At 67.7% G+C, this 25,721-nt stretch carries 24 protein-coding genes; 15 read left to right on the plus strand and 9 right to left on the minus strand.

The window, feature by feature from the left end; translation table 11 throughout:
- Both OQ789_RS07715 and OQ789_RS07720 read right to left on the minus strand, forming a co-directional pair.
- Nucleotides 1–1,045, minus strand: a 1,045-nt coding sequence (locus OQ789_RS07715) for a PPE family protein (protein WP_324684707.1), incomplete at its 3' end; no start/stop codon positions are given.
- Nucleotides 1,046–1,134: 89 nt separating this feature from the next.
- A complete protein-coding gene (locus tag OQ789_RS07720) occupies nt 1,135–2,043 on the minus strand; it encodes an oxygenase MpaB family protein (RefSeq protein ID WP_324684708.1) in 909 nt (302 codons plus the stop codon).
- A gap of 92 nt (nt 2,044–2,135) precedes the next feature.
- On the opposite strand from OQ789_RS07720, the gene OQ789_RS07725 reads away from it, so the two are divergent.
- Complete coding sequence (locus OQ789_RS07725) at nt 2,136–2,789, plus strand: TetR/AcrR family transcriptional regulator (protein ID WP_420716071.1); 654 nt, start codon at nt 2,136–2,138, stop codon at nt 2,787–2,789.
- A gap of 38 nt (nt 2,790–2,827) precedes the next feature.
- Here the strand turns inward: OQ789_RS07725 and OQ789_RS07730 are convergent, their stop codons facing one another.
- On the minus strand, nt 2,828–3,376 hold the full coding sequence (locus OQ789_RS07730; protein WP_324684711.1) for a hypothetical protein: 549 nt from the start codon (nt 3,374–3,376) through the stop codon (nt 2,828–2,830).
- A 29-nt stretch (nt 3,377–3,405) separates the two neighbouring features.
- The gene (locus tag OQ789_RS07735) at nt 3,406–3,987 is read right to left on the minus strand and encodes a VOC family protein (protein WP_324684713.1); all 582 of its coding nucleotides are present in this window, start codon (nt 3,985–3,987) and stop codon (nt 3,406–3,408) included.
- A gap of 89 nt (nt 3,988–4,076) precedes the next feature.
- Between OQ789_RS07735 and OQ789_RS07740 the strand changes: the two genes are divergently transcribed.
- From OQ789_RS07740 to OQ789_RS07750, 3 genes are all read left to right on the plus strand, one after another.
- Nucleotides 4,077–4,730 carry a TetR/AcrR family transcriptional regulator gene (locus OQ789_RS07740; RefSeq protein ID WP_324684714.1) on the plus strand — a complete coding sequence of 218 codons (654 nt, stop codon included), beginning with the start codon at nt 4,077–4,079 and terminating at the stop codon, nt 4,728–4,730.
- On the plus strand, nt 4,727–5,857 hold the full coding sequence (locus tag OQ789_RS07745; protein WP_324684715.1) for an alpha/beta hydrolase: 1,131 nt from the start codon (nt 4,727–4,729) through the stop codon (nt 5,855–5,857). Before OQ789_RS07740 ends, OQ789_RS07745 begins: the two co-directional genes overlap by 4 nt.
- Nucleotides 5,858–5,988: 131 nt before the next feature.
- Nucleotides 5,989–8,199, plus strand: a complete 2,211-nt coding sequence (locus OQ789_RS07750; protein WP_324684717.1) for an acyl-CoA dehydrogenase — start codon at nt 5,989–5,991, stop codon at nt 8,197–8,199.
- 141 nt (nt 8,200–8,340) lie between these two features.
- On the opposite strand, the gene OQ789_RS07755 is transcribed toward OQ789_RS07750, so the two are convergent.
- Nucleotides 8,341–8,658, minus strand: a complete 318-nt coding sequence (locus tag OQ789_RS07755; protein WP_324684719.1) for a hypothetical protein — start codon at nt 8,656–8,658, stop codon at nt 8,341–8,343.
- Nucleotides 8,659–9,246: 588 nt separating this feature from the next.
- On the opposite strand from OQ789_RS07755, the gene OQ789_RS07760 reads away from it, so the two are divergent.
- A complete protein-coding gene (locus tag OQ789_RS07760; RefSeq protein ID WP_324684721.1) occupies nt 9,247–9,612 on the plus strand; it encodes an ATPase in 366 nt (121 codons plus the stop codon).
- 36 nt (nt 9,613–9,648) lie between these two features.
- On the opposite strand, the gene fadD2 is transcribed toward OQ789_RS07760, so the two are convergent.
- The gene (fadD2, locus tag OQ789_RS07765) at nt 9,649–11,328 is read right to left on the minus strand and encodes a long-chain-fatty-acid--CoA ligase FadD2 (RefSeq protein ID WP_324684723.1); all 1,680 of its coding nucleotides are present in this window, start codon (nt 11,326–11,328) and stop codon (nt 9,649–9,651) included.
- 57 nt (nt 11,329–11,385) lie between these two features.
- Between fadD2 and OQ789_RS07770 the strand changes: the two genes are divergently transcribed.
- A complete protein-coding gene (locus tag OQ789_RS07770) occupies nt 11,386–12,684 on the plus strand; it encodes a DNA polymerase domain-containing protein (RefSeq protein ID WP_324684724.1) in 1,299 nt (432 codons plus the stop codon).
- A 13-nt stretch (nt 12,685–12,697) separates the two neighbouring features.
- On the opposite strand, the gene OQ789_RS07775 is transcribed toward OQ789_RS07770, so the two are convergent.
- Nucleotides 12,698–14,134, minus strand: coding sequence for a nitrate/nitrite transporter (locus tag OQ789_RS07775; protein ID WP_324684726.1), 1,437 nt, complete (start codon nt 14,132–14,134; stop codon nt 12,698–12,700).
- Nucleotides 14,135–14,331: 197 nt separating this feature from the next.
- On the opposite strand from OQ789_RS07775, the gene OQ789_RS07780 reads away from it, so the two are divergent.
- The 8 genes from OQ789_RS07780 (at nt 14,332) to OQ789_RS07815 (ending at nt 22,006) form a co-directional block, all read left to right on the plus strand.
- The gene (locus OQ789_RS07780; protein WP_324684728.1) at nt 14,332–14,916 is read left to right on the plus strand and encodes a TetR family transcriptional regulator; all 585 of its coding nucleotides are present in this window, start codon (nt 14,332–14,334) and stop codon (nt 14,914–14,916) included.
- A 57-nt stretch (nt 14,917–14,973) separates the two neighbouring features.
- Nucleotides 14,974–15,978: an ABC transporter substrate-binding protein gene (locus OQ789_RS07785; protein WP_324684729.1), complete on the plus strand. Its 1,005-nt coding sequence runs from the start codon at nt 14,974–14,976 to the stop codon at nt 15,976–15,978.
- Nucleotides 15,979–16,091: 113 nt separating this feature from the next.
- The gene (locus OQ789_RS07790; RefSeq protein WP_324684731.1) at nt 16,092–16,766 is read left to right on the plus strand and encodes an allophanate hydrolase subunit 1; all 675 of its coding nucleotides are present in this window, start codon (nt 16,092–16,094) and stop codon (nt 16,764–16,766) included.
- 26 nt (nt 16,767–16,792) lie between these two features.
- The gene (locus tag OQ789_RS07795; protein WP_324684732.1) at nt 16,793–17,704 is read left to right on the plus strand and encodes a 5-oxoprolinase/urea amidolyase family protein; all 912 of its coding nucleotides are present in this window, start codon (nt 16,793–16,795) and stop codon (nt 17,702–17,704) included.
- A gap of 384 nt (nt 17,705–18,088) precedes the next feature.
- The gene (locus OQ789_RS07800) at nt 18,089–19,519 is read left to right on the plus strand and encodes a nitrate/nitrite transporter (RefSeq protein ID WP_324685050.1); all 1,431 of its coding nucleotides are present in this window, start codon (nt 18,089–18,091) and stop codon (nt 19,517–19,519) included.
- Nucleotides 19,520–19,565: 46 nt separating this feature from the next.
- Complete coding sequence (locus OQ789_RS07805) at nt 19,566–20,717, plus strand: uroporphyrinogen-III synthase (RefSeq protein ID WP_324685051.1); 1,152 nt, start codon at nt 19,566–19,568, stop codon at nt 20,715–20,717.
- Nucleotides 20,708–21,475, plus strand: coding sequence for a sirohydrochlorin chelatase (locus OQ789_RS07810; protein WP_324684733.1), 768 nt, complete (start codon nt 20,708–20,710; stop codon nt 21,473–21,475). Before OQ789_RS07805 ends, OQ789_RS07810 begins: the two co-directional genes overlap by 10 nt.
- 78 nt (nt 21,476–21,553) lie before the next feature.
- Nucleotides 21,554–22,006 (plus strand): hypothetical protein, encoded by a 453-nt coding sequence (locus OQ789_RS07815; RefSeq protein ID WP_324684735.1) that lies wholly within the window; start codon nt 21,554–21,556, stop codon nt 22,004–22,006.
- A 16-nt stretch (nt 22,007–22,022) separates the two neighbouring features.
- Here OQ789_RS07815 and nirD read toward each other — a convergent pair whose 3' ends face one another.
- Both nirD and nirB read right to left on the minus strand, forming a co-directional pair.
- The gene (gene nirD / locus OQ789_RS07820) at nt 22,023–22,391 is read right to left on the minus strand and encodes a nitrite reductase small subunit NirD (protein WP_324684737.1); all 369 of its coding nucleotides are present in this window, start codon (nt 22,389–22,391) and stop codon (nt 22,023–22,025) included.
- Entirely contained in the window at nt 22,388–24,970 is a 2,583-nt protein-coding gene (gene nirB / locus OQ789_RS07825) for a nitrite reductase large subunit NirB (protein ID WP_324684738.1), read from the minus strand. The genes nirD and nirB overlap by 4 nt, the downstream gene beginning before the upstream one ends.
- Before the next feature lie 227 nt (nt 24,971–25,197).
- Between nirB and OQ789_RS07830 the strand changes: the two genes are divergently transcribed.
- On the plus strand, nt 25,198–25,656 hold the full coding sequence (locus OQ789_RS07830; protein WP_324684739.1) for an Hsp20/alpha crystallin family protein: 459 nt from the start codon (nt 25,198–25,200) through the stop codon (nt 25,654–25,656).
- Nucleotides 25,657–25,721: the final 65 nt, after the last annotated feature.

Here is a 25,721-nt window from a genome sequence, read left to right on the forward strand (position 1 = left end):
GCGCGACGGGTCTCGGGGCCATGGCCACGGCCGGCAGGGTGGGCGGCGGCGGGGCGGGGCCCGGCGCGGGCGCAGGCAGGACCGCGGGCGGGGGCACGACGGCCACGCCCGCCAGCCCGACGAAGCCACCGACGGCGCCGAAGGGGGCGGCCGCGAGCAAAAGCGCGGGAGCCAACAACTCCGGCTGGCTGGTGAAGATCTCCAGGATGTGTGTCGGCCAGTCGAACAGTGCCAGCTGGACCAGATACTGGAAGGCCACGGCGGGGTTTTGGGTCAGGTAATAGCCGAACTGCTCGAAATCCTCCAGCAGTTCCAGGGCACGCACCACCCAGAAGATGGGTTCCCCGGCGTTGGTGTAGGCGTCGTAGTCCAGCCCGTTCACCGTGCCCTGGGCGGGGTCCCAGTTGATCCCGAAGTTTTTCAAGATCTGCGCAATGAAGTCGTTGAACGGATTGTCGATGGTCGGGTCGTGGTCCGGGTCTGATGAATCATCGCTTGTGGCATCGGATTTCACGATCTGTGGCGCCGGATCGGATTGCGGCGTGGATCCGACCGCGGCGGTGCTCACCGCTTGGTAGGTGTACATCGTGGTGGCGGCCTGCACCCACATGCGCGCGTAGTCGGCCTCGTTGACCGCGATGGGAATCGTGTTGATGCCGAAGAAATTCGTCGCCACCAGGGTGCCGTGCACGATGTGGTTGGCGGCCAGTTCCGGCAGGGTGGGCATCGCGGCCAAGGCCGCGGTGTAGGCCGCGGCGGCCACCTCGTGCTGACCGGCGGCGGTGGTGCTGTCGGCGCTGGATTTCATCAACCACGCCAGGTAAGGCAGGTGCGCGGCCGCGTAGGACTCGCTGGTGGGCCCCTGCCATGCCGCGGTCTGGACCCCCGTCAGCAATGCGGTCAATTCTTGTGCGGCAGAAGCATATTCGGCACTCAGCTGCGACCATGCGCCGGCCGCGGCCAGCAATGGCCCGGGCCCGGGGCCGCTGCTGAGCAGCGCGGAATGCAGTTCGGGCGGGGCGGCCATCCACATTGGCGCCGTCATAGGCACTCCTCAGGCTGGAAGGGTTACCAGACCAGGAAGCCTAATGAATATGATTATCGTTTTCAAATGATGGCGCCCGCGCCACCGGGTTACACCAGCGGACGACCCTTCCTGACCCTGCGATCCAGGTCGTGCAGCAACACGTTGAAGGGGAACTGGCGGATGAACCGCGGCAGCAACCGGTTCACCGTGGCCAGCACGGCGATCAACCTGTCGAAGCGGCGCTGCTTGGCGGCATCCCAGGGCAGCCGCATCTCATCACGGAACCGCTGCGGCAGGAAGCCGGTGGTGATCAGCAGCGCAAAGTTCTCGGAGAGGCGCTGCAGCCGACGCGGCAACCGCAGGCCGCGAATCCGGTTGGCGGCGATGGGAAACAGGTATTCACGTACGGCGTCGTCGATGTGCACCTTGGACAGCGACTCTTCCCAGTAACGGTCGAACGCCGCACGGTCGGCAGGCCACATCTGCGGCGGAACCTGCAGGGTGGTGGCCAGCGCCATGCCCTCGCGATAATGGCGTTCGGCGTTTTCGCCCTCGAGTTCCCCGATGAACATGCGGTAGATGTCGACGCCACCCTTGTACAGGCAGGCCCCCACCCACAACTGCAGAGCGGGGTCGAAGGCGTTGTAGGAGACCGGGCTGTCCGCGGTCGAGTACACCTGCGCGTGGGCGCGGTTCACCGCCCGGCGAAACGCGTCCTTCTGGGCATCGCTGCCGTTGGCCGCCACGGCCAGGTAGGTGAAGGTGGTGCGGGCGCGCTTGATCGGATGCCGGTCGACCCGACCGCTTTCGACGCGGCTCTCCATCACGCCGTAGCCGACGCCGGGCTGCGCCAACTGCATGATCACGTTCGCCGGGCCGGCCAGCAGCGCGACGCCCATCAAACCCTCATCGATGCCCAGCGCCCGCACCCGCATGCGCCGCTGCGCACGGGACGGATCGCAGACCCGGCGCTCGACCTGCGCAATCGGCTGATGCACCGTCTCATGAGTTGCCATGGTCATGTCCTCCCGCGGGACGCATCCGCTAATGTGCGAACACTTGTTTCCTGATATTGTCGCGACACGGCATGAGTGTCAAGATGGTCTCCATGGGCGAGACGGCCGGCGCACGGCCTTACCGGGGGGTTGAGGCCGCCGAGCGCCTGGCCGCTCGCCGTAACCGGCTGCTCGCCGCCGGCCTGGACATGCTCGGGGACGGGCGGCCGAATATCTCGGCGGTCACCGTCCGCGGCGTGTGCCGCAGCGCCGGTCTGGCCGCCAGGTACTTCTACGAGAGCTTCGCCGACAAAGACGAATTCGTCGCCAGCGTGTTCGACTGGGTGGTCGCCGAGCTGGCCGCCACCACCCAGGCGGCGGTCGCCGCGGTGCCGGCCGACGAGCAGACGCGTGCCGGCATGGCCAACATCGTGCGGACCATCACCGACGATCCCCGCGTGGGCCGGCTGCTGTTCAGCACCCAGCTGGCCGACCCGGTGATCGTGCGCAAACGCGCCGAGTCCAGCACGCTGTTCGCCATGCTGTCCGGCCAGCACGTCGGCCACGCGCTGCGGGTCCCGGCGAACGAACGCATCAAGGCCGCCGCGCATTTCGTGGTCGGTGGCGTCGGGCAGACCATCAGCGCCTGGCTGGCCGGTGACGTCCGGCTAGAACCCGGCCAGCTCGTCGACCAGCTGGCGGCGCTGCTCGACGAGCTCGCCGAGCCGAACCTGTACCGCCTCACCGAAACGCGGGCGGACGGTTAGCCCACCACCGCGAAATCGCGATCGGGCGCCGGCCCGGCTCACGGGAACAGCGGCAGATCCCAGAGCCGCATCCCGGGACGCAGCAGCCACAACCGCATCATGGTGAGCCGCATGATGCGCACCGCGCTGGTGATCATGAAGATCGCCAGCGGTACCTCGATCAGCAGTGCCGTGATCAACGAAAGCCAGATGTCCTTGGGCCCGGCGGTCATCAGGTCGAACCAGGCGTCGCAGATCAGCAGGACCCCGGTGGTGAAGGCGGCGAGCACCAGCAGCTGGCGACGCAGGTACCCGAGCGCCGCCGTCATCAGCATGAACCCGACCAGGAGCACGTCGAAACCAATCCAGATGATGGGCCAGTTGTGCACCACGTAGTTCTCGGGCAGCGTCACCGCCAGATATCCCAGCCACGGCACCATCGCCATGGCGCCACCGACCATCAGGCTCAGTCGGGTGCGCCGCACCCGCGCCAGGAACTCCGGGTCGATCACGTCGCCCAGCGGTTTCGCCAGCCGGGTGATCAGTTCGCGCCGTTGCTGAGGCGTCAGCTCCGCGATCTGCGCGTCGGTCAGAATGCCGTCGGTCATGCAACCATCCTCCGGCCCGGCCGGCCGGATCAGTGGGCGGCGCCCACCGTGGGCCGTCGGTCCGCCGCGGTCTTGGGCACCGCCCGGGCGTCGTCACTGGTGAATTCCTTGACCCAGCAGGCGAATTCGAGGGTGATGCCATCGGGATCCTGGAAATAGAACGAGCGCACGTAGACGCCGGGATGCACGGTCGCGGACACCTGCCTGGGGCTTTCGTCGTGGTTGAGCACGGGGCCGACCCGCACGCCCTTGTCTTTGAGGAGCTGACGGTAGGCGTCGAACTTCTCGGCCGGCACGTGGAAGGCCAGATGGTTCATCGTGCTGACGGCGCTGGTGATGTCGCCGATGCCCGGGATGGCACCCGGCGACGAGATCCCCGGCACCCGATCCGCGGCGTCGGCGAACCAGAAGAACGCGACGCAGTCGCCGTTGCCGGCGTCGAAGAAGAAATGCTGGCCCGCGCCGCCGGGCAGATCCAGCGATTTGATCAGCGGCATGCCGAGAATGTTGCTGTAGAAGTCCACGGTTTTCGCCATGTCCGAACACACCAGCGCGACGTGGTTGATCCCGCCGAGTTCGAATTCCGTGTTGACGTTGTGCGGCTTGATCATCTGGTGGCTCCCCTCGGCACGACGACCCTGGCCAAGATTCGAATCTGAATCTAACATCAGTTTCAGTTTTCGCCCAGGGAGGTGTACAGGTGTCGACCGCGGCGTCTCCTGTCGGCCGGGACGGCCGTCCGGCCGAACTTCCCACCGTTCGGGGCAGGCGCACCCGCGCCGCCATCGACGTGGCCGCCCGGAGCGTCATCGCGCGCAAGGGCGTCCTGGCCACCACCATCGCCGACATCGCCGCCGAAGCCGGACGTTCGGCGGCGTCGTTCTACAACTACTACGACTCCAAAGAGGCGATGGTGCGTCAGTGGGCGCTGCGCTTCCGCGACGAGGCCAACGAGCGCGCGCGGTCGGTGACCGAACACGGTCTGTCCGATCGGGAGCGCGCGCACGCCGCCGCTGCCGCGCACTGGCACACCTACCGCAACCGGCTCGCCGAGGTGATCAGCGTGTCGCAGCTGGCGATGATCAGCGACGACTTCGCCCGGTACTGGGCCGAAATCTGTGAAATACCAATTTCTTTCATCGACGAATCGGTCCGGCGCGCCCAGGCCGAGGGCTATTGCCGCGACGACGACCCGCGGCTGATCGCCGAGGCCATCGTGGCGATGTTCAACCAGTTCTGTTACCTGCAGCTCAGCGGTCCGCGTGCGGCCGAACCCGACGACCGGGCCTGCATCCAAACCCTGGCCAACATCTACTACCGGGCCATCTATGCGCAAGGGGGACCGCTGAATTGACCGGGCGTACCCGTGCCGGAGTGATCCGCGAATTCGTCGGACTGCCGTCACGCACCGCGGGCCGTGCGGGCGCCGGCGGACACCCGTGCCAGGGTCTGTATCACCGGGGGGTGGGACGCAAACCCAAAGTCGCGATGATCGCCACGCACTACCAGATCGACTTCTCCGAGCACTATCTCGCGGACTACATGGCAACCCGCGGCATCGGGTTCCTGGGCTGGAACACCAGGTTCCGGGGCTTCGAGAGCAGCTTCCTGCTCGACCACGCACTGGTCGACATCGGTGTCGGGGTGCGCTGGCTGCGAGAGGTACAGGGCGTGGACACCGTTGTACTGCTGGGTAATTCAGGTGGCGGCTCGTTGATGGGCGCCTATCAGTCGCAGGCCACCGAACCGAACGTCACCCCCCTGGACGGGATGCGCCCGGCGGCCGGGCTGACCGAATTGCCGCCCGCTGACGGCTATGTGGCGACCGCCGCTCACCCCGGGCGCCCGGAGGTGCTCACCGCCTGGATGGACGCCGCCGTCGTCGACGAGAACGACCCCGTCGCCACCGACGCCGACCTCGACCTGTTCAACGAGCGCAACGGGCCGCCCTACTCACCGGAGTTTCTCGCCCGTTACCGCGGCGCGCAGACCGCGCGCAACCACGCGATCACCGATTGGGCCGAAACCGAGCTCAAACGCGTTCGTGCGGCGGGGTTTTCCGATCGCCCGTTCAGCGTGATGCGCACCTGGGCCGATCCCCGCATGGTCGACGCCGGCATCGAGCCCACCAAACGACAACCCAACATGTGCTACGCGGGCGTCCCGGCCAAGGCGAACCGCTCGGCGCAGGGCATCGCGGCGGCCTGCACGCTGCGCAGCTGGTTGGGCATGTGGAGCCTGCGCGTCGCGCAGACCCGCGCCGAACCGCACCTGGCCCGGATCACGTGTCCCGCCCTGGTGATCAACGCCGAGGCCGACACCGGAGTGTTTCCCTCGGACGCCCAACGGATTTTCGACGCGCTCGCCTCCACCGACAAGATGCAGGCCTCGGTGGACACCGACCACTACTTCACCACGCCGGGCGCACGCAGCGAGCAGGCCGACGCCATCACCCAATGGATCAGCAAGCGCTGGCGCTGAGTTCTTCGCCGGCCCCGGACCGCTGTTGCGCGGCGAACGGCCGCCGGCCCATGATCGTCAACCAACCGACTGGTTGTTAGCTTGGAAGGTACTTGGCCGACACGGCCTCCTGCAGTAACGGAAGGCAACCAATGCCGATCGCGATAAATCCCGAGCATCAAGCCCTGGCCGAGTCCGTGCGCTCACTGGTGGCGCGCGTTGCACCGTCCGAGACGCTGCACGAGGCGATGGAAACTCCCCTGGACAAGGTGGTAAACCCGCCGCCGTACTGGCAGGCCGCCGCCGACCAGGGACTGCAGGGCGTTCATCTCGCCGAATCCGTCGGCGGGCAGGGCTTCGGCATTCTCGAGTTGGCCATCGTGCTGGCCGAATTCGGATACGGGGCGGTGCCGGGGCCGTTCGTGCCGTCGGCGATCGCCAGCGCCCTGATCTCCGCGCACGACCCGGACGCGAAAGTGCTCTCCGAGCTGGCGTCGGGCGCCGAGATCGCCGCCTACGGCCTGAATTGCTGCGCGCTGACCGCCACCCGGCAGGGCGGTTCCCTGGTGATCCGGGGCGAACTCCGCGCGGTCCCCGCCGCGGGTCAGGCCACGCTGCTGGTGTTGCCCGTCGCGATCGACAGCGGCGAGGCGTGGGTGATGCTGCGCGCCGACCAGCTCGAGATCGAGCCGGTGAAGAGCCTGGACCCGCTGCGCCCCATCGCCGACGTACGGGCCAATGCCGTCGAGGTCGGCGAGGACGTCGTGCTGACCAACCTGAGCATGGCGACGGCGCACGCGCTGATGACCACGCTGCTGTCCGCCGAGGCCGTCGGCGTGGCCCGCTGGGCCACCGACACCGCCTCGCACTACGCCAAGATTCGCGAGCAGTTCGGCCGCCCGATCGGCCAGTTCCAGGCCATCAAGCACAAGTGTGCCGAGATGATCGCCGACACCGAACGGGCCATCGCGGCCGTGTGGGACGCCGCCCGTGCGATCGACGACGCCCGCGAAAACAATTGGGACACAGTGGGTTCTCACGTCGAGTTCGCCGCCGCCGTGGCCGCGACACTGGCGCCGGCGGCCGCCCAGCGCTGCGCCCAGGACTGCATCCAGGTGCATGGCGGGATCGGCTTCACCTGGGAGCACGACGCAGGCGTGTACTACCGCCGGGCGCTGCTGCTGGCCGCCTCCTTCGGCCGCAGCTCGGATTACCCGCAGAAGGTCGTCGACACCGCCACCACCACCGGCATGCGCGCGGTGGACATCGACCTCGACCCCGACACCGAGAAGCTGAGGGCCGAGATCCGCGCCGAGGTCGCCGCGCTCAAGGACATCGAGCGCGAGCAGCGCAAGGTCGCCATCGCCGAGGGCGGTTGGGTGCTGCCCTATCTGCCCAAGCCGTGGGGCCGGGCCGCCAGCCCGGTGGAGCAGGTCATCATCGCCCAGGAGTTCGCCTCCGGGCGGGTCAAGCGCCCGCAGACGGGGATCGCGACCTGGATCATCCCGTCGATCGTGGCGTTCGGAGCCGAGGAGCAAAAGCAGCGGTTCCTGCCGCCGACCCTGCGCGGCGAGATGATCTGGTGCCAGCTGTTTTCCGAGCCGGGCGCCGGGTCGGATCTGGCGGGCCTCACCACGAAGGCCACCCGGACCGACGGCGGCTGGCGCATCACCGGCCAGAAGATCTGGACCACCGCCGCGCAATTCTCGCAGTGGGGGGCGCTGCTGGCCAGGACAGATCCCAGCGCGCCCAAACACGGTGGCATCACGTACTTCCTGCTGGACATGAAGAGCGAGGGCGTCGACGTCAAGCCGCTGCGGGAGCTCACCGGCAACGCCATGTTCAACACCGTCTACATCGATGACGTGTTCGTGCCCGACGAGTGCGTGCTCGGTGAGGTCAACCGGGGATGGGAGGTCAGCCGCAACACCCTCACCGCGGAGCGGGTGTCGATCGGCAGCAGCGAGGCCAACTTCCTGGCCACGCTGGCACAGTTCGTCGAGTTCGTTCGCGATGGCCACTTCGACCAGATCGACCAGCATCGGGCGGGCCAGTTGATTGCCGAGGGTCACGCGGCCAAGGTGCTCAATTTGCGTTCGACGCTGTTGACGCTCGCCGGCGGGGACGCCATGCCGTCTGCGGCGATCTCCAAACTGCTCTCGATGCGCACCGGCCAGGGTTACGCCGAATTCGCGGTCTCGACCTTCGGCACCGATGCCGCGATCGGCGACACGAACCAGCTGCCCGGCAAATGGGGCGAATACCTGCTGGCCAGCCGCGCCACCACCATTTACGGCGGCACCTCCGAAGTGCAGCTCAACATCATCGCCGAACGGCTGCTGGGCCTGCCCCGCGACCCGTAATCGTCGCAACGGCACTCCGGATATGACCCGGATATGACCATGCCGGCCTGACTCGGTCAGGCCGGCATGGTTTCCCCCCACCGCGGGCCGGCCGACCCGAGGGTTGGCGTGTCGGGCCGGCCGGCTACCACGCCTTAGTGGTCACCACCACCAGTTCCACCAGTGCCGGTGGCCCCAGAACCCCCAGCCACGACCCCAACCGCCGTGGCCCCAACCCCCGTGGCCTAAGCCCCCGCGGCCCCAGCCACCATGGCCCCAGCCACCGTGGCCCCAGCCGGGACGGTCGGGGAACATGCCGGGCCCGCCGTGGGGACCGGCGACCGCGAAACTCGTACCGGCCGCGGGGCCGGGGGCGGCCTGGGCCACGGGGGCACCGCCGAACAGCAATGCGCCGGTCACAGCTCCGGCGCCTATCACGCCTGCCGCCGCGCCGCGTAGCGACCGAGAAGAGATCATCATCGGAGTGCTTCCTTCCACAACCTTGATATCGATACAACCGGACATTAGCTCAAATGTATATCGGCAAACAATATTAAAGCGGCGGATTCTTGCTGTGAATTAGGTAATAATCGTTGACAAAAGACGGCGCTAATTCATCATTGCCGGTATGGCGTATTCGCATACTACGCAAGTGCGCGAATACTGACGAATACGGCCATAAAACGCTCTAAACAGCGGCGATACGGGCTACTGATGTACTGGATCGCGTATCCCCACGGGTACGTATATCAGGCCATTCCACTTTACTTATCTGCTGAATCTGGCGCAGCGTCACGCTCGGCTACCGGCCATTGACCAACGCTCAATCAACCATTTAACCCTGCAAAATAATGGCCAAGATATGTTTGCTGAACGGTTAAGGCACCGGGACGTCATCCCGCCTCACACGCCACGCGATTCGATCCGCCGACCCGTCGTGGCTGTCCGCGGCCGGGCGACGCGACTTACGCTGGCCTCGGTGACAGAATCAGTATCGACACAAAAATCCGTATCGAACGGCACCGAGCGCTGATTTACTGATTGGCACTCACGGAGGAAGACACCGAAGTGAACTTCAACAGCAGCCACGGCGGACCAGGCGCCGGAGCGTTCCGCGCCCCCAACTCGGCCGCCGGGCACTCCGGGGACGCCGCCCCCACCGAGCGTCTCACCAGCCTCGGGCAGCAAGGCGGCCATCGGCTCGTCGCCCCACCGGCGGCCGGCCAACAGGGCCGCACCCAGCGGACCCGTCGAACGGTCGACCTGCCGGCGGCCACTCACCGGGCCCTCGACATCTGGCAGCGCGAGGCGGCCGACCGGCTGGGGGTCGCCCGCGTGACCGGACAAGAGGTCCTCACCGCGCTGATCGACCAACTTCTGGTCGACCCCAAACTCACGGCGCAAATCACCCGCGCCATCAAAGACCGGCGCTGACGCCGCCGACCAGGCGCGGCCTGCCCCCCGGACGGGCTATTCGACGTCCATGTCGCGCAACTCGCGCTTGAGGATCTTGCCGGTGGGATTTCGCGGCAGTTCGTCCAGGAAGATCACCTCACGGGGCACCTTGTAACGGGCCAAGTGGTCACGCACATAGTGCTTCACGCTGTCCTCGTCGAGGTCGGCATCGTCCTTCTTCACCACGAAGGCGCGCAGCCGGTGGCCCCATTCCTTGTCCTCGACGCCGATCGCGGTGGCCTCCACGACGTCCGGATGCCCCGTGATGAGGTCTTCGACCTCGGCCGGGAAGACGTTCTCGCCGCCGGACACGATCATCTCGTCGTCACGGCCGCTGATGAACAGCAGACCGTTCTCGTCGAAGTAGCCCACGTCGCCCGAGGACAACAGCCCGTCGATGATCTGCTTCTTACCCCCGCCGGTGTAGCCCTCGAACGGGAAGGCGTTGCCGACGAAGATGCGCCCGACCTCGCCCTGAGGCAGCTCCTTGCCGTTGTCGTCGTAGATCTTCACGCGCACGCCCTTGACGACCGGGCCGACGGTCGACGAGTTGTGCTCCAGGTGCTTGGGCTCGGCGATGGTCGCAAACGCGATCTCGGTCGAGCCGTACATGTTGTAGATGACCGGACCGAGATCCTTGAGCGCTCGTTCGGCCAGGTCGGCCCCCAGCGCCGATCCCGACACGAACACGATCTTCAGGCTGGACAGGTCGGGCTTGGAGTCCTTCTTCTCAACCGCTTCGAGGATCCGCGACAGCATCACCGGCACCACGATCATCGCGGTCACTTTGTGCTTCTCGATGTCTTCCAGCACCAGCGGCGGCTTGAACTTCCGGCGCAGCACCAGCGTCGACCCGAGGAACATGGCGATCGTGCCGTGCAGATAACCCAGCGCGTGGAACATCGGCGCCGGCAGAGAGGTCACCTCGCCGGCCTTGAACGGAACGTGCGACAGGATGCCGCCGACCGGGGCCAGCGTCGGCGGGGTGCTGCGGTTCGCACCCTTGGGGGTGCCGGTGGTCCCGCTGGTCAAGATGATGATCGAGGCATGCTTGGACGCCCTGGGTGCGGGCTCCTTGCTGCTGCGCTCGATCAGCTCCGCCAGCGTCTCGTCGTCGCTGCCCGACGGCTCGTCGGCGTCGGGATTGGTCCCCAGCGCCCGCAGTTTGCCCAGCTCGGGCGAGGCTTTGCTGACGGCCTTGGTGTACTCGTCGTCGTAGATGATCAGCTTGGCGCCCTCGCGCTCCGACACCTCTTTGATCTGCGGGCCCGAGAATTCGCTGTTCAGCAGGATGATGCGGGCACCCACCCGGGCGGCGCCGTAGTTGGCGATCAGGAACCAGCGCGTGTTGCGGGCGAGGATGGCGATGCCGTCGCCGCCCTTGATCCCCTTGTCGAGCAACCCGTGCGCCACCGCGTGCGCCGCCTCGTCGAGCTCTTTGTAGGAGAACTCGCCCTCCTCGTCGATGCATGCCGCGCGCTCGGGGTGGCGCCTCGCGTTGAGGGCGGGCAGCATGCCGAACTCTCCCCACTTGTAGATGTCGGCGGCCATCGCCGCGTAGTTCTGCGGGGGCTCGATCCGGAACGCGCCCGATTCGAAGATTTTGCGCACGTAGTGAAGTTCGGCGGAGCCGCGCTCGACGTATTGCTGGACTTTCGCGGCGACCTGACCGGGCAGGCCGAGGAGGTTAGGCATGAAATCCACCTTATGTGACGTCCGTCTCAGTACGGCCAGAAATTCTGGCCAATTAGCATGAACCGCATGACCCGTCCGGTTTCGCTGGAGGTGGCCGGGCACCAAGTGACCATCACCCATCCGGCCAAAGTGGTGTTCCCCGGGGCCAGCGACCGCGAAACCACCGGCTCCGGTTCGGGCCCCTACACCAAGTTGGACCTGGTCCGGTATTACCTGTCCGTAGCCGACGGGGCGCTGCGCGGCGTGTCCGGGCGCCCGATGATTCTCAAGCGATTCGTCAAGGGCATCACGCAAGAAGCGGTGTTCCAGAAGCGCGCGCCGGTCAACCGGCCGGACTATGTCGACGTTGCCGAGCTGCGCTACGCGCGCGGCACTTCCGCCGCCGAGGCGGTGATCCACGACGCCGCGGGACTTGCCTGGGCGATCAACCTCGGCTGCGTGGATCTCAACCCGCATCCCGTGCTGGCCGGCGACCTCGATCACCCCGACGAACTGCGGGTCGACCTGGATCCGATGCCCGGCGTCGGTTGGCGCCGGATCGTGGACGTCGCTCTGGTGGCGCGCGAGGTGCTCGAGGACTACGGCCTGACGGCGTGGCCGAAGACGTCGGGATCGCGCGGTTTCCACATCTACGCCCGCATCGCCCCGCGCTGGGAGTTCCGCCAGGTGCGGCTGGCCGCGCAGACCGTGGCCCGGGAGGTCGAGCGGCGGCTGCCCGACGCCGCGACCAGCCGCTGGTGGAAGGAAGAACGCGAAGGGGTGTTCGTCGACTTCAACCAGAACGCGAAGGACCGCACCGTCGCATCCGCGTACTCGGTGCGGGCGACCCGGGATGCCCGGGTCTCGACACCGCTGCGGTGGGATGAGGTCGCCGGCTGCAACCCGGCGGCGTTCACCCTCGACACCGTGCCGGCCCGGTTCGCCGAAATCGGTGACCCCTGGGCGGGAATGGGCGACGCCGTCGGCAGCCTCGACCGCCTGCTGGTGCTCGCGGAGGAGATGGGGCCACCCGAACGGGCGCCGAAGGGGGCGGCCAAGCGCGCCGGCGAGGGGACGGGCCGGCGCCCATCCACGATGCCGCTGATCGAGATCGCCCGCACCAAGACGAAGGACGAGGCGATGGCGGCGCTGGGTGTCTGGCGCGACCGGTATCCCGAGGTGGCCGGCCGGCTCGAGCCGGTCGACGTCCTGGTCGACGGGATGCGCGGGCCCAGTTCCATCTGGTACCGGATCCGGGTCAACCTGCAGCACGTTCCCGAAGACCAGCGGCCGCCCCAGGAAGAGTTGATCGCCGACTACAGCCCTTGGCAAAGAACAGGGCACGGCTACCGCGGCGCGCAGCGGCCGTCGACCTGACGCTGCGCGCCTCCTAGATTCCCACCCGCGTGATCGCGTTGTGCTTGCGCAGGTAGCAGCACCAAGTGACGCTGAGCAGGCCGAGGAAGAACGCGATGTAGAACCGCAGCGCCGGTTCGATGCTGCCGAACTCCGCCTTCGACCACGCATACGCCAGCGGAACCACGAACCCGCCGGTGGCGCCCACCGCCGAGATGACGCCCAGCGCCCCGGCCGCCTGGCGGCGCATGCCCGCCATGGTGTCGGGATCGCCCCCCGCCAGCTCGCCCTTGACCTTGAAGATTCGCGAAATCATCCGGTAGGTCGAGCCGTTGCCGATGCCGGTCGCGATGAACAGGAACATGAAGCTGGCGAAGAAGGCAGGCAGGTTGACCGCCCGCACCGACCACAGCGCCGCCGCCGCCCCGATCGCCAGCAGCCCGTAGCTGGCGGCGGTGATGCGGGCGCCGCCGATCCGGTCGGCCAGCTTGCCGCCGAGGGGCCGGATGACCGATCCGATGCCGGCGCCCAGGAAGGCCCAGGCCAGCGCGATGTCGCCGCGCCCGAAGACAGTTTTGAGCAGGGTCGGAAAAGCCGCCGAGTAGCCGATGAACGACCCGAAGGTGCCGATGTACAGCAGCGACATGATCCAGGTGTCGGGGTGCCGCAGCGCCTCCAGCACCGGCTGTACCTGGGCCCTCACCGCTCTTCCTGTTGTGGAGCCGGTCCCGGACGCCTCGGTGAGGTTGTCCATGAACAGGAAGGCGCAGACCGCCGCCACCACGGCGAGCGGCACGTAGCACAGTCCGGCGCGTGACAGCGCCACCCCGCCACCCGCGATGACGATCGGCGGAATGATCTTCTGCACCACCGCCACGCCGATGTTGCCCCCGGCCGCGTTCAGGCCCAGCGCCCAGCCCTTGTCCTTTTCCGGATAGAAGTACGAGATGTTGGCCATCGACGAGGCGAAGTTGCCGCCGCCGAAACCCGCGGTCGCCGCGATCGCCACCAGGACTGCGAACGGCAGGCCGGGATGGCTCACCGCCCACGCCAGCAGCAGGCAGGGGATGAGCAGCAGCGCCGCCGAGATGGTGGTCCAGTTGCGGCCGCCGAACAGCGGGACCGCAAAGGTGTAGGGCAGTCTCAGGAAAGCCCCGACGCCGCTGGGGACGGCGACCAGGCACAGTGCCTGGCTGGCGGTCAGCGCCCACCCCGACGCGGCGGGATGGCCGGCATGTCCGGGACCGCCCGCCGCGGTCATCTCGACCACCACGATGCTCCACAACATCCACACGCTGAACCCGACGTGCTCGGCGAAGATCGAGAAGATCAGGTTCCGGCGAGCGATCGGTTTGCCCGTCGCCTCCCAGAAGGCGGGATCCTCGGGCCGCCAGTCGTCGATCCAGTGCCGTCCCGCGTGACGCTCGCGTGGCGGCGCGGGCTGCGCTACGGGGCTGATGGTCGTGGTCATCTGGGGAGACTCCTGGGTTCGATGAGGCGCTCGGGCAGTGACCACTCGACGCTAAAGACGCGCTGTTACCGGTCGTGGCGTGCACAGTTACGCGGGCGATACGCAGAAATCGCAACGGCCCGACCCCGTTTGTCAGAACTCTGCAACGCACGGGCGCAGCGCGCCCATGACGAGGGCGGATGCGCGACAATCGGCGGATGCAGGTGACTGAGGCACCCCTGGGCCTACGGGAGCGCAAAAAGATCAAGACCCGCCGCGCCATCCGGCGCGAGGCGTTCCGCCTGATGGAGAAGAACGGGTACGCCGGGACCACGGTCGAACAGATCGCCGAGGCGGCCGACGTGTCGCCGAGCACCTTCTTCCGCTACTTCCCGTCCAAGGAATCGCTGCTGCTCGCCGACGACCTGGACCCGCTGATCCTGGACGCGGTCAAGGCCCAGCCACACGACATGTCTCCGGCGCAGGCGTTCCGGCGGGCCTACCAGTCCGTCATCGCCCAACTGCCCGAGGACCAGCTGGAGTTCGAGAGCACCCGGCAGCGCCTGATGTTCTCGATACCCGAGCTCAAGGCCGCCATGTACGACGAGTACTACCGCACCGTGACCGTCGCCGCCGAGGCGATCGCGCACCGGATCGGCCGTGCCGCAGACGATTTCGAGGTCCGGGTGTTCGCGGGGGCATTGACCGGCGCCATGATGGCCGCCTTCGACAACGCACCGAAGACCGCCGACACCATTTACCGCGCGCTGGATTTCATGGACGCCGGCATGCCCCTGGACTGACGGGCCCCAACAGCGCGGCAGTGCGTCTGAGCGGGCGGAACGCGATACTCTCACGCGATGCGACAGGGATGGAATCGACGGGGATTCTTGCAGCTCGCAGGGGCCGCCGGGGTCGCCGCGATCGGCGGCGCGACCGCATTGGCTTCGGGATGCTCGTCACACAAACCGGCGCCGGGAGCCGGCCCGGGTTCGGTGACGGTCACCCACCTGTTCGGCGAGACCGTCATCAAAGAACCCCCCAAGCGTGTCGTCAGCGCCGGCTACACCGAACAGGACGACCTGCTCGCGGTCGGCGTGGTGCCGCTTGCGGTGACCAACTGGTTCGGTGATCAGCCCTTCGCGGTCTGGCCGTGGGCCGCGCCCAAACTCGCCGGGGCGCAGCCGACCGTGTTGAGCCTGGACAACGGCATTCCGGTGGACCAGATCGGCGGTCTGAAACCGGACTTGATCGTGGCGGTCAACGCCGGCCTGGACGCCGACACGTACCAGAAACTGTCCGCGATAGCACCGACCGTCGCGCAGTCGGACGGCGACGCCTTCTTTGAGCCATGGAAAGAACAGGCCACCGTCGTCGGTCAGGCGGTCTTCCAGGCCGACCAGATGAAGTCGTTGATCGACGGGGTCGACCAGAAGTTCACCGACGTCGGCAAGAGGAATCAGCAGTGGACCGGTAAGAAGGCGCTGCTGATGCACGGCGCGCTGTGGCAAGGCACGGTCGTCGCCACCATGGCGGGCTGGCGAACGGATTTTCTGAACCAGATGGGACTGGTCATCTCCGACGCCATCAAGCAGTTCGGCACCGACCAGCGGGCCGTCATCCCGCGCGATCACATCAAATCCGTGCTCGAGTCCGCCGACGTGGTGATCTGGACGACCCAGGACCCGGACGACCAGAAGGCGATACTGGCCGACCCCGAAGTGGCCGGGTCGCTCACCACCGCGCAGAACCGCCACATCTTCACCACCAAGGACCAGGCCGGCGCGATCGCGTTCGCGTCGCCGCTGAGCTATCCCGTCATCGCCGACCAATTGCCGCCGCTGATCACCAAGATCCTGGGCTAGCCAGGCGGACACGTCGCGCCTGTTTGAACGATTGCTAAGGCAGCTCTGGCAGTGCTCGAAAATCCGCCACGCGGCCCTCGCACAGGCCGCGATCCCGGGGTTACCGTCGAGTAATGAGCGTGACGAACCTGAGCGGCGACCTGGCCCGCGAGCTGCCGACGGAGCTGGTCGGCCACACGGTCGTGGACTACGGCGACCGCGCGCTGATGGTGCAGTGCGGCAGTACCGCAGAGGTATTGGCGTGGGCCGAGGCGCTGCGCGCCGCCGCGATCCCGGATGTGGTCGACGTCGTTCCGGCGGCCCGCACCGTGCTGGTGAAGCTGGACGGCCCGCGCCGCCAGGGCGCCATCCGGCAGCGGTTGCGCAAGATGCGCGTCGCAACCGCCCCGAACGCCGTCGCCGAGCGCCGCGCCGACGTGGTCATCGACGTGGTCTACGACGGTCCCGACCTCGCCGAGGTCGCCGACCACACCGGTCTGACCATTGCGGCCGTCATCGACGCCCATACCGCAACGCCGTGGCGGGTCGCATTCAGTGGGTTCGCACCCGGTTTCGCGTACCTGGTCGACGGCGACCCACGGCTGCGGGTGCCGCGCCGGGCCGAGCCCAGGACGTCGGTGCCGGCGGGGTCGGTCGGCCTGGCCGGTGAGTTCAGCGCGGTGTATCCGCGCCAGTCCCCCGGCGGTTGGCAGCTCATCGGCCGCACCGACGCGGTCCTGTGGGATCTGCGGCGGCCCACCCCGGCGCTGCTCACGCAGGGCATGTGGGTTCAGTTCCGGGCCGTCTAGTCGCCACCGTAACCAAGGAGACAACCGTGGCCGTCCTGGAGATCCTCCGCACCGGACCGCTCGCCGTCGTCGAAGACCTGGGCCGGCCGGGGCTGGCGCACCTTGGGGTGAGCCGGTCCGGAGCCGCCGACCGGCGCGCGCACCGGCTGGCCAACCGGCTGGTGGCCAACCCCGACGACAGCGCCACCGTGGAAGTGACGTTCGGCGGTTTCGCGGCCAGGGTGTGCGGCGGCGATGTGGACATCGCGGTGACGGGCGCAGACACCGAACCGACCGTCAACGGAATCAAGTTCGGCATCAACAGCATTCACCACGTCCGTGACGGCGAGGAGATCTCCCTGGGTGCCCCCCGCGCGGGGCTGCGCAGCTACCTGGCGATCCGCGGCGGCATCTGCGTGGAGCCGGTGCTGGGCTCGCGCAGCTACGACGTGATGTCGGCCATCGGCCCGTCGCCGCTGCGGGCCGGCGACCGGCTGCCGATCGGCGAGCACACCGACGCCTATCCCGAATTGGACCAGGCGCCGGTGGCCGCCATCACCGGCGGCGTCGTCGAGTCGTTGGTGCTGCCCGGCCCGCGCGACGACTGGTTCGCCGATCCCGACGCGCTGGTGCACACCGATTGGGTGGCATCCGATCGCAGCGACCGGGTGGGGATGCGGCTGACCGGCCGGCCGCTGCAGCACTGCCACCCGGACCGGCAGCTGCCCAGCGAGGGGGTGACCCGCGGCGCAATCCAGGTGCCGCCCAACGGTTTACCGGTGATACTGGGCCCCGACCATCCGGTCACCGGCGGTTATCCGGTGATCGGCGTGGTGGTCGACGAGGACGTCGACAAGATCGCGCAGGTGCGGCCCGGGCAGACGGTGCGGCTGCACTGGGCGCGGCCCAGGGCTTTGGCCGGGTCCCACTCCGGGGCCGTGAGTTGGCCTTTTTCTTAACGTCAGTCGGCCGCGAATTGTTCGCGCGGCATCGCGTGTATTCCACCTCACACGAAGCTACATCTATGTGTGAAATCACTTGGTGGCGGCGGCCATTCAGGTTGTGTTAATCCACAGTTCTGCAGATTTATTGCCCCTCAGGGATTTACCAGACAACTCGTAAACAACTAGCAGGCGATATTGGTCGGCTCCGGTTGACCCGCTCGCGTCGTAAATGTGAGCATCGGACCGCCGGATGCGGCGGTTCATGGACCTGACGAGAGGGATCTCTATGCACGCCAACCGGTGCCGGGCCGTCGGGACTCCATCACCCAACGTTCCCAAGTTCGCAAGCAACCAAGCGATTTCGCGCGCATGAGCGCCGTGACGAGACCCGTCGACCGGGTGGGCCGCAACCACCGCATCGTGGACTGGAATCCGGAAGACACGGCGGCCTGGAAGGCCGGCAACAACAAGATCGCCCTGCGCAACCTGCTCTGCACCATCGCAGGTGACCACGTGGCATTTTCGATCTGGACCCTGTGGCCCGTGATGGCGTTGTTCATGCCGCCATCCGTCTACGGCTTCTCCGCCGGCGACAAGCTGTTGCTGGGCGCGGTCGCCACCCTGGTCGGCGGTTGCGCCCGGATCCCCTACACCTTGGGCATCGCCGCCTTCGGCGGCCGCAATTGGACGACGTTCTCGGCTTTCGTGCTGCTGATCCCGACGGCCGGCACGATCGTGTTACTGGCCAATCCCGGTGTGCCGCTATGGCCGTTCGTGCTGTGCGCCGCCCTCACCGGGCTGGGCGGCGGCAACTACGCGGCCTCGCTGGCCAATGTCAACGCCTTCTACCCGCGGCGGCTCAAGGGCGGCGCGCTGGCGGTCAACGCCGGCGTCGCCAACCTGGGGGTCGCGGTGATCCAGCTGGTCGGCCTGCTGGTGCTCGCCACCGCCGCGCACCAGGCGGTGTACCTGGTGTGCGCGGTGTACCTGGTGCTCCTTGTCGTCGTCGGCATCGCGGCGGCGTTGTTCATGGACAACGTCAACCACGGCACTCAGCTGAGCACCATGCGCTCGATCCTGTTCGAGCGGGACACCCTGGTGATCTCGCTGCTCTACATCGCCACCTTCGGCTCCTGGATCGGCTTCTCCTTCGCATTCGGGCAGGTGATGCAGGTCAACTTCGCCGCGAACGGCGAAAGCCCCAAGCACGCGGCGCTGCACGCCGCGCAGGTGGCCTTCATCGGGCCCCTGCTGGGCTCGCTGGCGCGCATTTACGGCGGCCGGCTGGCCGACCGCATCGGCGGCAGCCTGGTCACCCTGCGCGTCCTCGGCGGCATGACCCTGGGCGCCGGACTGCTGGTCACCATCGGCACCCTCGACGACCACCGCGCCCAGGCGCACTCGGCCGAGATGACCGGTTATGTCATCGGCTTCATGATGCTGTTCCTCCTGTCCGGGATGGGCAACGGCTCGGTCTTCAAGCTGATCCCCTCGGTCTACGAGGCGCGCAGTCGCTCGCTGGATCTGAGCGAGGACGAGCGCCGTCATTGGGCACGCGCGATGTCGGGATCGCTGATCGGCATCTGTTCGGCCGTCGGGGCGCTCGGCGGCGTGGGCATCAACATGGCGCTGCGCCAGTCCTACCTGAGCACCGGCACGGAAACGTCGGCCTACTGGGCGTTTCTGGCCTCCTACCTGGTGGCGGCGGCCATCACCTGGAGGGTCTATGTGCGCCGACCCCGAGCCAGTCCGGCTCGGCCCCCGAAACCGCGGCAGTCCGTGTGTGAGCGGACTCGCAACACGGGCAATGCCACAGCAATTGACCGGTAACGAAACCGAAACGTCGCAGAACTACATAAGTCATATGGCCCCCCAACTGGCGCCGCCTGCCTCCGCGCCGCTGACCGGCTATCGGGTCGCCGTCACGTCGGCGAACCGGGCCGAGGAGCTGTGCGCGTTGCTGCGCCGATCCGGCGCGGAGGTCTCCAGCGCCGCGGCCATCAACATCATCGCGCTGCCCGAAGACGACGAACTGCAACATCACACCGAAGCGGTGATCGCCCAGCCCCCCGATATCTTGGTGGCGCACACGGGGATCGGCTTCCGCGGCTGGGTCGCCGCCGCCGACGGCTGGGGGCTGGCCACCCAACTGCTGGCGTCGCTTGCCCGGTCACGCATCGTCGCGCGCGGACCGAAGGCGACCGGCGCGTTGCGCGCCGCCGGGTTGCGCGAGGAGTGGTCGCCCGAATCCGAGTCGTCGCGCGAAGTCTTGCGCTATCTCCTCGAATCGAACGTCGCGGGTAAGCGGATCGCCGTCCAGCTGCACGGTGCGGCCGACGAGTGGGATCCGTTCCCGGAGTTCATCAGCGGGTTGCGGACCGCGGGTGCACAGGTGGTCCCCATCCACGTATACCGCTGGAAGCCGACCCCGACCGGTGGCGACTTCGACCAACTCGTCGCCTCGGTCGCGCGGCGGCAATTCGACGCGGTGGCCTTCACCTCCGCACCCGCCGGGGCGGCGATGCTGGAACGCAGCCGGGAGTTGGGCATCGAAGACCAACTGCTGCAAGCGCTTCGCAGTGATGTGCACGCAATGTGCGTCGGCCCGGTCACCGCGCAGCCATTGATCCGCGCGGGGATCCCGACGTCGTCGCCCGAGCGAATGCGGTTGGGGGCGTTGGCCCGCCACATCGCCCAGGAACTCCCCCCGCTGCGGTCATGCACCATCCGCGCGGCGGGTCACGACATCGAGATCCGCGGAACCTGCGTGCTCGTCGACGGATCGGTGAAGGCGCTGTCGGGGTCGGGCATGGCGACCCTGCGCGCAATGGCGCAACGGCCCGGCGCCGTCGTCGCGCGCAACGACTTGCTGCGGGTGTTGCCCGGCAACAGCAATGACCCCCACGCCGTCGATACCGCGGTGCTGCGGCTGCGAACGGCGCTGGGCGACAAGAACATCGTCGCGACGGTGGTCAAGCGCGGCTACCGGCTCGCGATAGAACAACCGGAAGATCCCCCATGGCGCTGATCCTGGTGGCGCACGGCACCCGCAGGGCCGCCGGCGTGGAGATGGTCGAACGCCTTGCGGCACAAGTGAGTACACTCGTCCACGACGCGGTTGACGTTGCGTTCGTGGACGTGGTCGGCCCCATCCCCAGCGAAGTCCTGATGCGCGTGAGGGCCGCCGACCGGGCCGCCATCGTGGTGCCCGCGTTTTTGTCGCGCGGCTACCACGTCCAGGTCGATCTGCCCGTCCACGTCCAGAGCAGTGGACACCCGAATGTCATCGTCACCCCGGCGCTGGGTCCGAGCGGTCAGGTCGCCCGGATCGTCGGCGATCAGCTGGTGAAATCCGGTTGGCGTCCCGGTGATTCGGTGATCCTGGCGGCGGCCGGAACCTCGGACCCCGGCGCCCGCGCCGACCTGCACACCACCGCGACGTTGGTGTCGGCGCTGACCGGATCGCGGGTGAGCCTGGCGTTCGCGGCCACCGGCGGTCCTCGGCTGGCCGAGGCTGTGCACCGGGCCCGTGCGCGCCGCCCCGCCCGTCGCGTCGTGGTCGCGTCATATCTACTGGCCGACGGCCTGTTCCAGCAACGGCTGCACAGCTGCGGCGCCGACCTCGTCAGCGAGCCGCTGGGCACCCACCCGGGGCTGGCGCGCCTGGTCGCGAATCGGTTCCGGCGCGCACTGCCACCGGTCCTCGCCCCCACCGCCCGGCACGCGTCGCGCCGATCGAGCCCGCACCAGCCGGCCCACGGCCGAGCCGTGCGTTCCACCGCCTAGCGCAAAACGCCTGCGCGCAAGGCGCGCCGGTGTCCCGCCCTCCTTGATCTTTGGTCCCCGACGGGTGATCCTGACACCATGCCGCGTCGCGAAGAGCCATCGCATGGGATCCTCGACCCGGTCGCCAAGATGCTGCGGTTGCCCTTCGGCACACCGGAATTCATCGACCGGATCGTCACCGGCGGGGCCAACCAGGTGGGCCGGCGGACCTTGCGCATGCTGATCACGACGTGGGACGCCGCCGGTGGCGGCCCGTTTGCGGCCAGCGCCGTCGCATCGACCGGGTTGGCGAAGACCGCCGAGATCGTGCAGAGCATGTTCATCGGCCCGGTCTTCGGCCCACTGCTGAAGATCCTGGGAGCCGATAAGGCGGCGCTGCGGGCCTCGTTGTGCGCCTCGCAGTTGGTGGGCCTGGGCATCATGCGCTACGGCATCCGCTCCGAGCCGCTGCACTCAATGTCAGTGGACGCACTCGTCGATGCGATCGGTCCGACGATGCAGCGCTACCTGATCGGCGACATCACCAAATAGCGCCCGGGCGTTCGGTTCAGGCGGCCCTACGTTCGTCGTACCGTCCGACCTGAACGTGGCCGTCGGCCGTGACCCGCACCGGGAACACCGCTACCGACACGTTCGGATCGTCCAGGCAGGAACCGTCTTCGAGCGAGAACGCCTGCTTGAGGATCGGCGACTGAACCGTGACGCAGCCACCGCGGTCACCCACGATGCCGCGGGAGAGCACGGCCGCCCCGGAGAACGGGTCGACGTTACCGACGGCGTGCATCGAACCGTCGTCCAGCCGGAACAGCGCCGCCTGCGATCCGTCGTCGAGCAGCACCCCGACTCCCCGGCCCGGAATGAGGTGGTCGTAGGCGCACGCGGTCGTCCACACTGCGATGTCGTTGAGAAGCGTCATGATTCCTCCCCGGCTCCCGCCCGGATTTTCGGCATGCCAATGGACACAGGGATTTTGCGGCCGGCATGCTCGGTGAACGCCACCGTCGAGTCGACCGCGTCCGGGGCGTTGACGAACGACACGAACCGCGACAACTTGGCCGGGTCGTCCAGCACGCCCTTCCATTCGCACTTGTAGTTCTGCACATGCCGCTCCATTGCGGCCTCGAATTCCTCGGCCAATCTGAGCGAGTCGTCGCAGACGACCCGGCGCACATGGTCGAGCCCGCCCTCGAGCGAGTCGACCCACGGCGCCGTACGTTGCAGGCGGTCGGCCGTCCGGATGTAGTACATGACGAACCGGTCGACGTAGCGGACCAGCGTCTCGGTGTCCAGATCGCTGGCCAACAGCTGCGCGTGCTTGGGCGTCATGCCACCGTTGCCGCCGACGTAGAGGTTCCAGCCCTTTTCGGTGGCGATGACGCCGACGTCTTTGGACCGGGCCTCGGCGCACTCCCGCGCGCAACCCGAGACGCCCATCTTGATTTTGTGCGGTGCGCGCAGGCCTCGATAGCGCAGCTCCAGATCGATGGCCAGCTGCACCGAATCCTGCTGTCCATAGCGGCACCAGTCGGTGCCCACGCAGCTCTTCACGGTGCGCAGGGCCTTGCCGTACGCGTGCCCGGACTCCATGCCGCCGTCGACAAGGCGTTTCCAGATCTCTGGAAGTTGGTCTACCCGGGCGCCGAACATGTCGATGCGCTGCCCGCCGGTGATCTTGGTGTACAGCCCGAAGTCCTGCGCGATCTGGCCGATCAGGATCAGGTGCTCGGGCTTGATGTCACCACCGGGGACCCGGGGCACCACCGAGTAGCTGCCGTTTTTCTGGATGTTGGCCAGGAAGTGGTCGTTGGAATCCTGCAGCGAGGCCTGCTCGCCTTCGAGGATGTGGTCCGACCCGGTGGAGGCCAGGATGGAGGCGACCACGGGTTTGCAGATGTCGCAACCCTTTCCGCGGCCGAAGCGCTCCAGCAGACCCGAAAAGGTCCGGATCTCGGTGGCGGAGATGATCTCGAAAAGCTCGGCCCGCGACTGGCTGAAGTGCTCGCACAGTGCCTTGGACTGTTCCACGCCCTCGGCCTCGAGCAGCTGCTTGAGCAGCGGGACACACGAGCCGCACGAGGTGCCCGCCGAGGTGCACGACTTGAGCGCGGGGACGTCGGCGCAGCCGTCGGTGATCGCACACCGCAGGTCGCCCTTGGTGACGTTGTTGCACGAGCAGATCTGCGCCGAATCCGGCAGCGCCCCAACGCCCAACGCCGTGGCGCCGCCGGAGGACGCCGGCGCGATCAGCGCCAGCGGGTCGCCCGGCAGCTCGCTGCCGACCATGGGCCGCAGCACCCCGTAGGACGAGGCGTCGCCGACCAGCACACCGCCGAGCAGCGTCTTGGCGTCGTCGGAGAGCACCAGCTTGGCGTAGGTGCGGTTGACCGCGTCGTTGATGGCGACCTCGAGGCAGTTCTCGGTCGTCCCCATCGCGTCGCCGAAGCTGGCCACGTCGACGCCCAGCAGTTTGAGCTTGGTGGACAGGTCCGCCTCGCCGAACTCCGCGACACCGTCCAGCAACCGGTCGGCCACCACCTCGGCGGAGGTGTAGCCAGGGCCCACCAGGCCGTAGCACCGCCCGCCGATCGCGGCGACCTCGCCGATGGCATAGATGTCGGGATCGCTCGTCTGGCACGCCACGTCGGTGAGCACGCCACCGCGCTCGGCGCGCGTCAGGCCGGCGGCGGTCGCCAGCTCGTCGCGCGGCCGGACCCCGGCGGCGAAGATCACCAGGCCGGCGTCGATGGTCTGGCCGTCGGTCAGGCTCACCCGCACCGAGGTCGAGCCGTCCGGACGCGCGACCGCCTCGATCGATTCGGTGCCGGTCCCGACGTGAACCGAGATGCCGAGCTCACCGATCATCCGGGCCAGCAGCGCACCACCGGCCTCGTCGATCTGCTGGGCCATCAGCCGCGGCATCATCTCGACGACGTGGGTCCGCAACCCGAACTGCCGCAGCGCATTAGCCGCTTCCAGCCCCAGCAGACCGCCGCCGATCACGACACCCGCAGCGGCGCGCGAGGTTTCGACCGCGCGCCTGGCGTCGGCGCGGATGGCATCGAGGTCGTCGAGCGTGCGGTACACGTGACACGAGGGCAGATCGTGGCCCGGCACCGGCGGCACGAATGCGTACGACCCGGTTGCCAGGACCAGGGTGTCGTAGCCGTGCCACTGACCGTCGGCGGTCACCACCGTCTTTGCGGCGCGGTCTATTTCGGTGACGCGCTGGTTGAGCAGGAGCCGGACCCGATCGTCACCCTCGTATTCGTTGCCGGGCAATGCCAGTAGCTTGCGATCCCAGCTCTCGGTGTAGGAGGTCAACCCCACCCGGTCATAGGCCGCGTCGGCCTCCTCGGCGAAAACCGTGACGCGCCACAAGCCCTCGGTGTCTCGCGCGCGGAGCGCCTCGACGAACCGGTGCCCCACCATGCCATGTCCGACTACGACGATGTGACGAGGCGCACAATCGGCACGCGAAATCCCGTCTGCAGACATGGCTTTGAGAGTAGCGGCCGGAAATTACGGTCTTCCCGCGCAATGTGACGGTCCTATGACGAGGATCTCACAACTCACAGGACGGCTTGTGATTGATCGTTCGCTGACGGCGAACGGCGAGGTGGAACTTTAGCGGGGTCGACTCATGTTTGTACTGATAGCCGGTCACCGAGGCACCGGTCACAGGAATCTCACACCGAAGCTCAAGCAATTGAAAGGGAATCATCATGACTAACGTCGCATTGTGGTCGCGACCGGCCTGGAACACCGACCGGTGGCTGCGCGACTTCTTCGGACCGGCCGCCGCCGCGGACTGGAACACCCCGGCGACCAGCGATTTCAACCCCGCCGCCGAGATCGTCAGGGACGGCGACGACGCGATCGTACGTGTCGAGCTGCCGGGCGTCGACGTCGACCAGGACGTCAGCGTGGAGGTCGACCGCGGTCGGTTGGTCATCCGCGGCGAGCGCCACGACCGGCGCGCCCAGGACGAAGGGGCCCAAGGGGAAGGTGCCGGCCGCACGGTACGGGAGATCCGGTATGGCGCATTCCGCCGGTCCTTCCAGCTGCCCACCCACGTCACCGGCGACGCCATCAGCGCCAGCTACGACGCGGGTGTGCTGACCGTGCGGGTCGCCGGTGCACACGCGGGAAGCCAACCGCAGCGCATCGAGATCACCAGGTAATTTCCGGCAGGTTCGGAGAGGAAAGCCGAATCCGGCGTAGCCACAACGGTTTCCGCCGGATTTGG

The organism is Mycobacterium sp. 94-17, from assembly GCF_035617725.1.
Lineage (GTDB): Bacteria > Actinomycetota > Actinomycetes > Mycobacteriales > Mycobacteriaceae > Mycobacterium.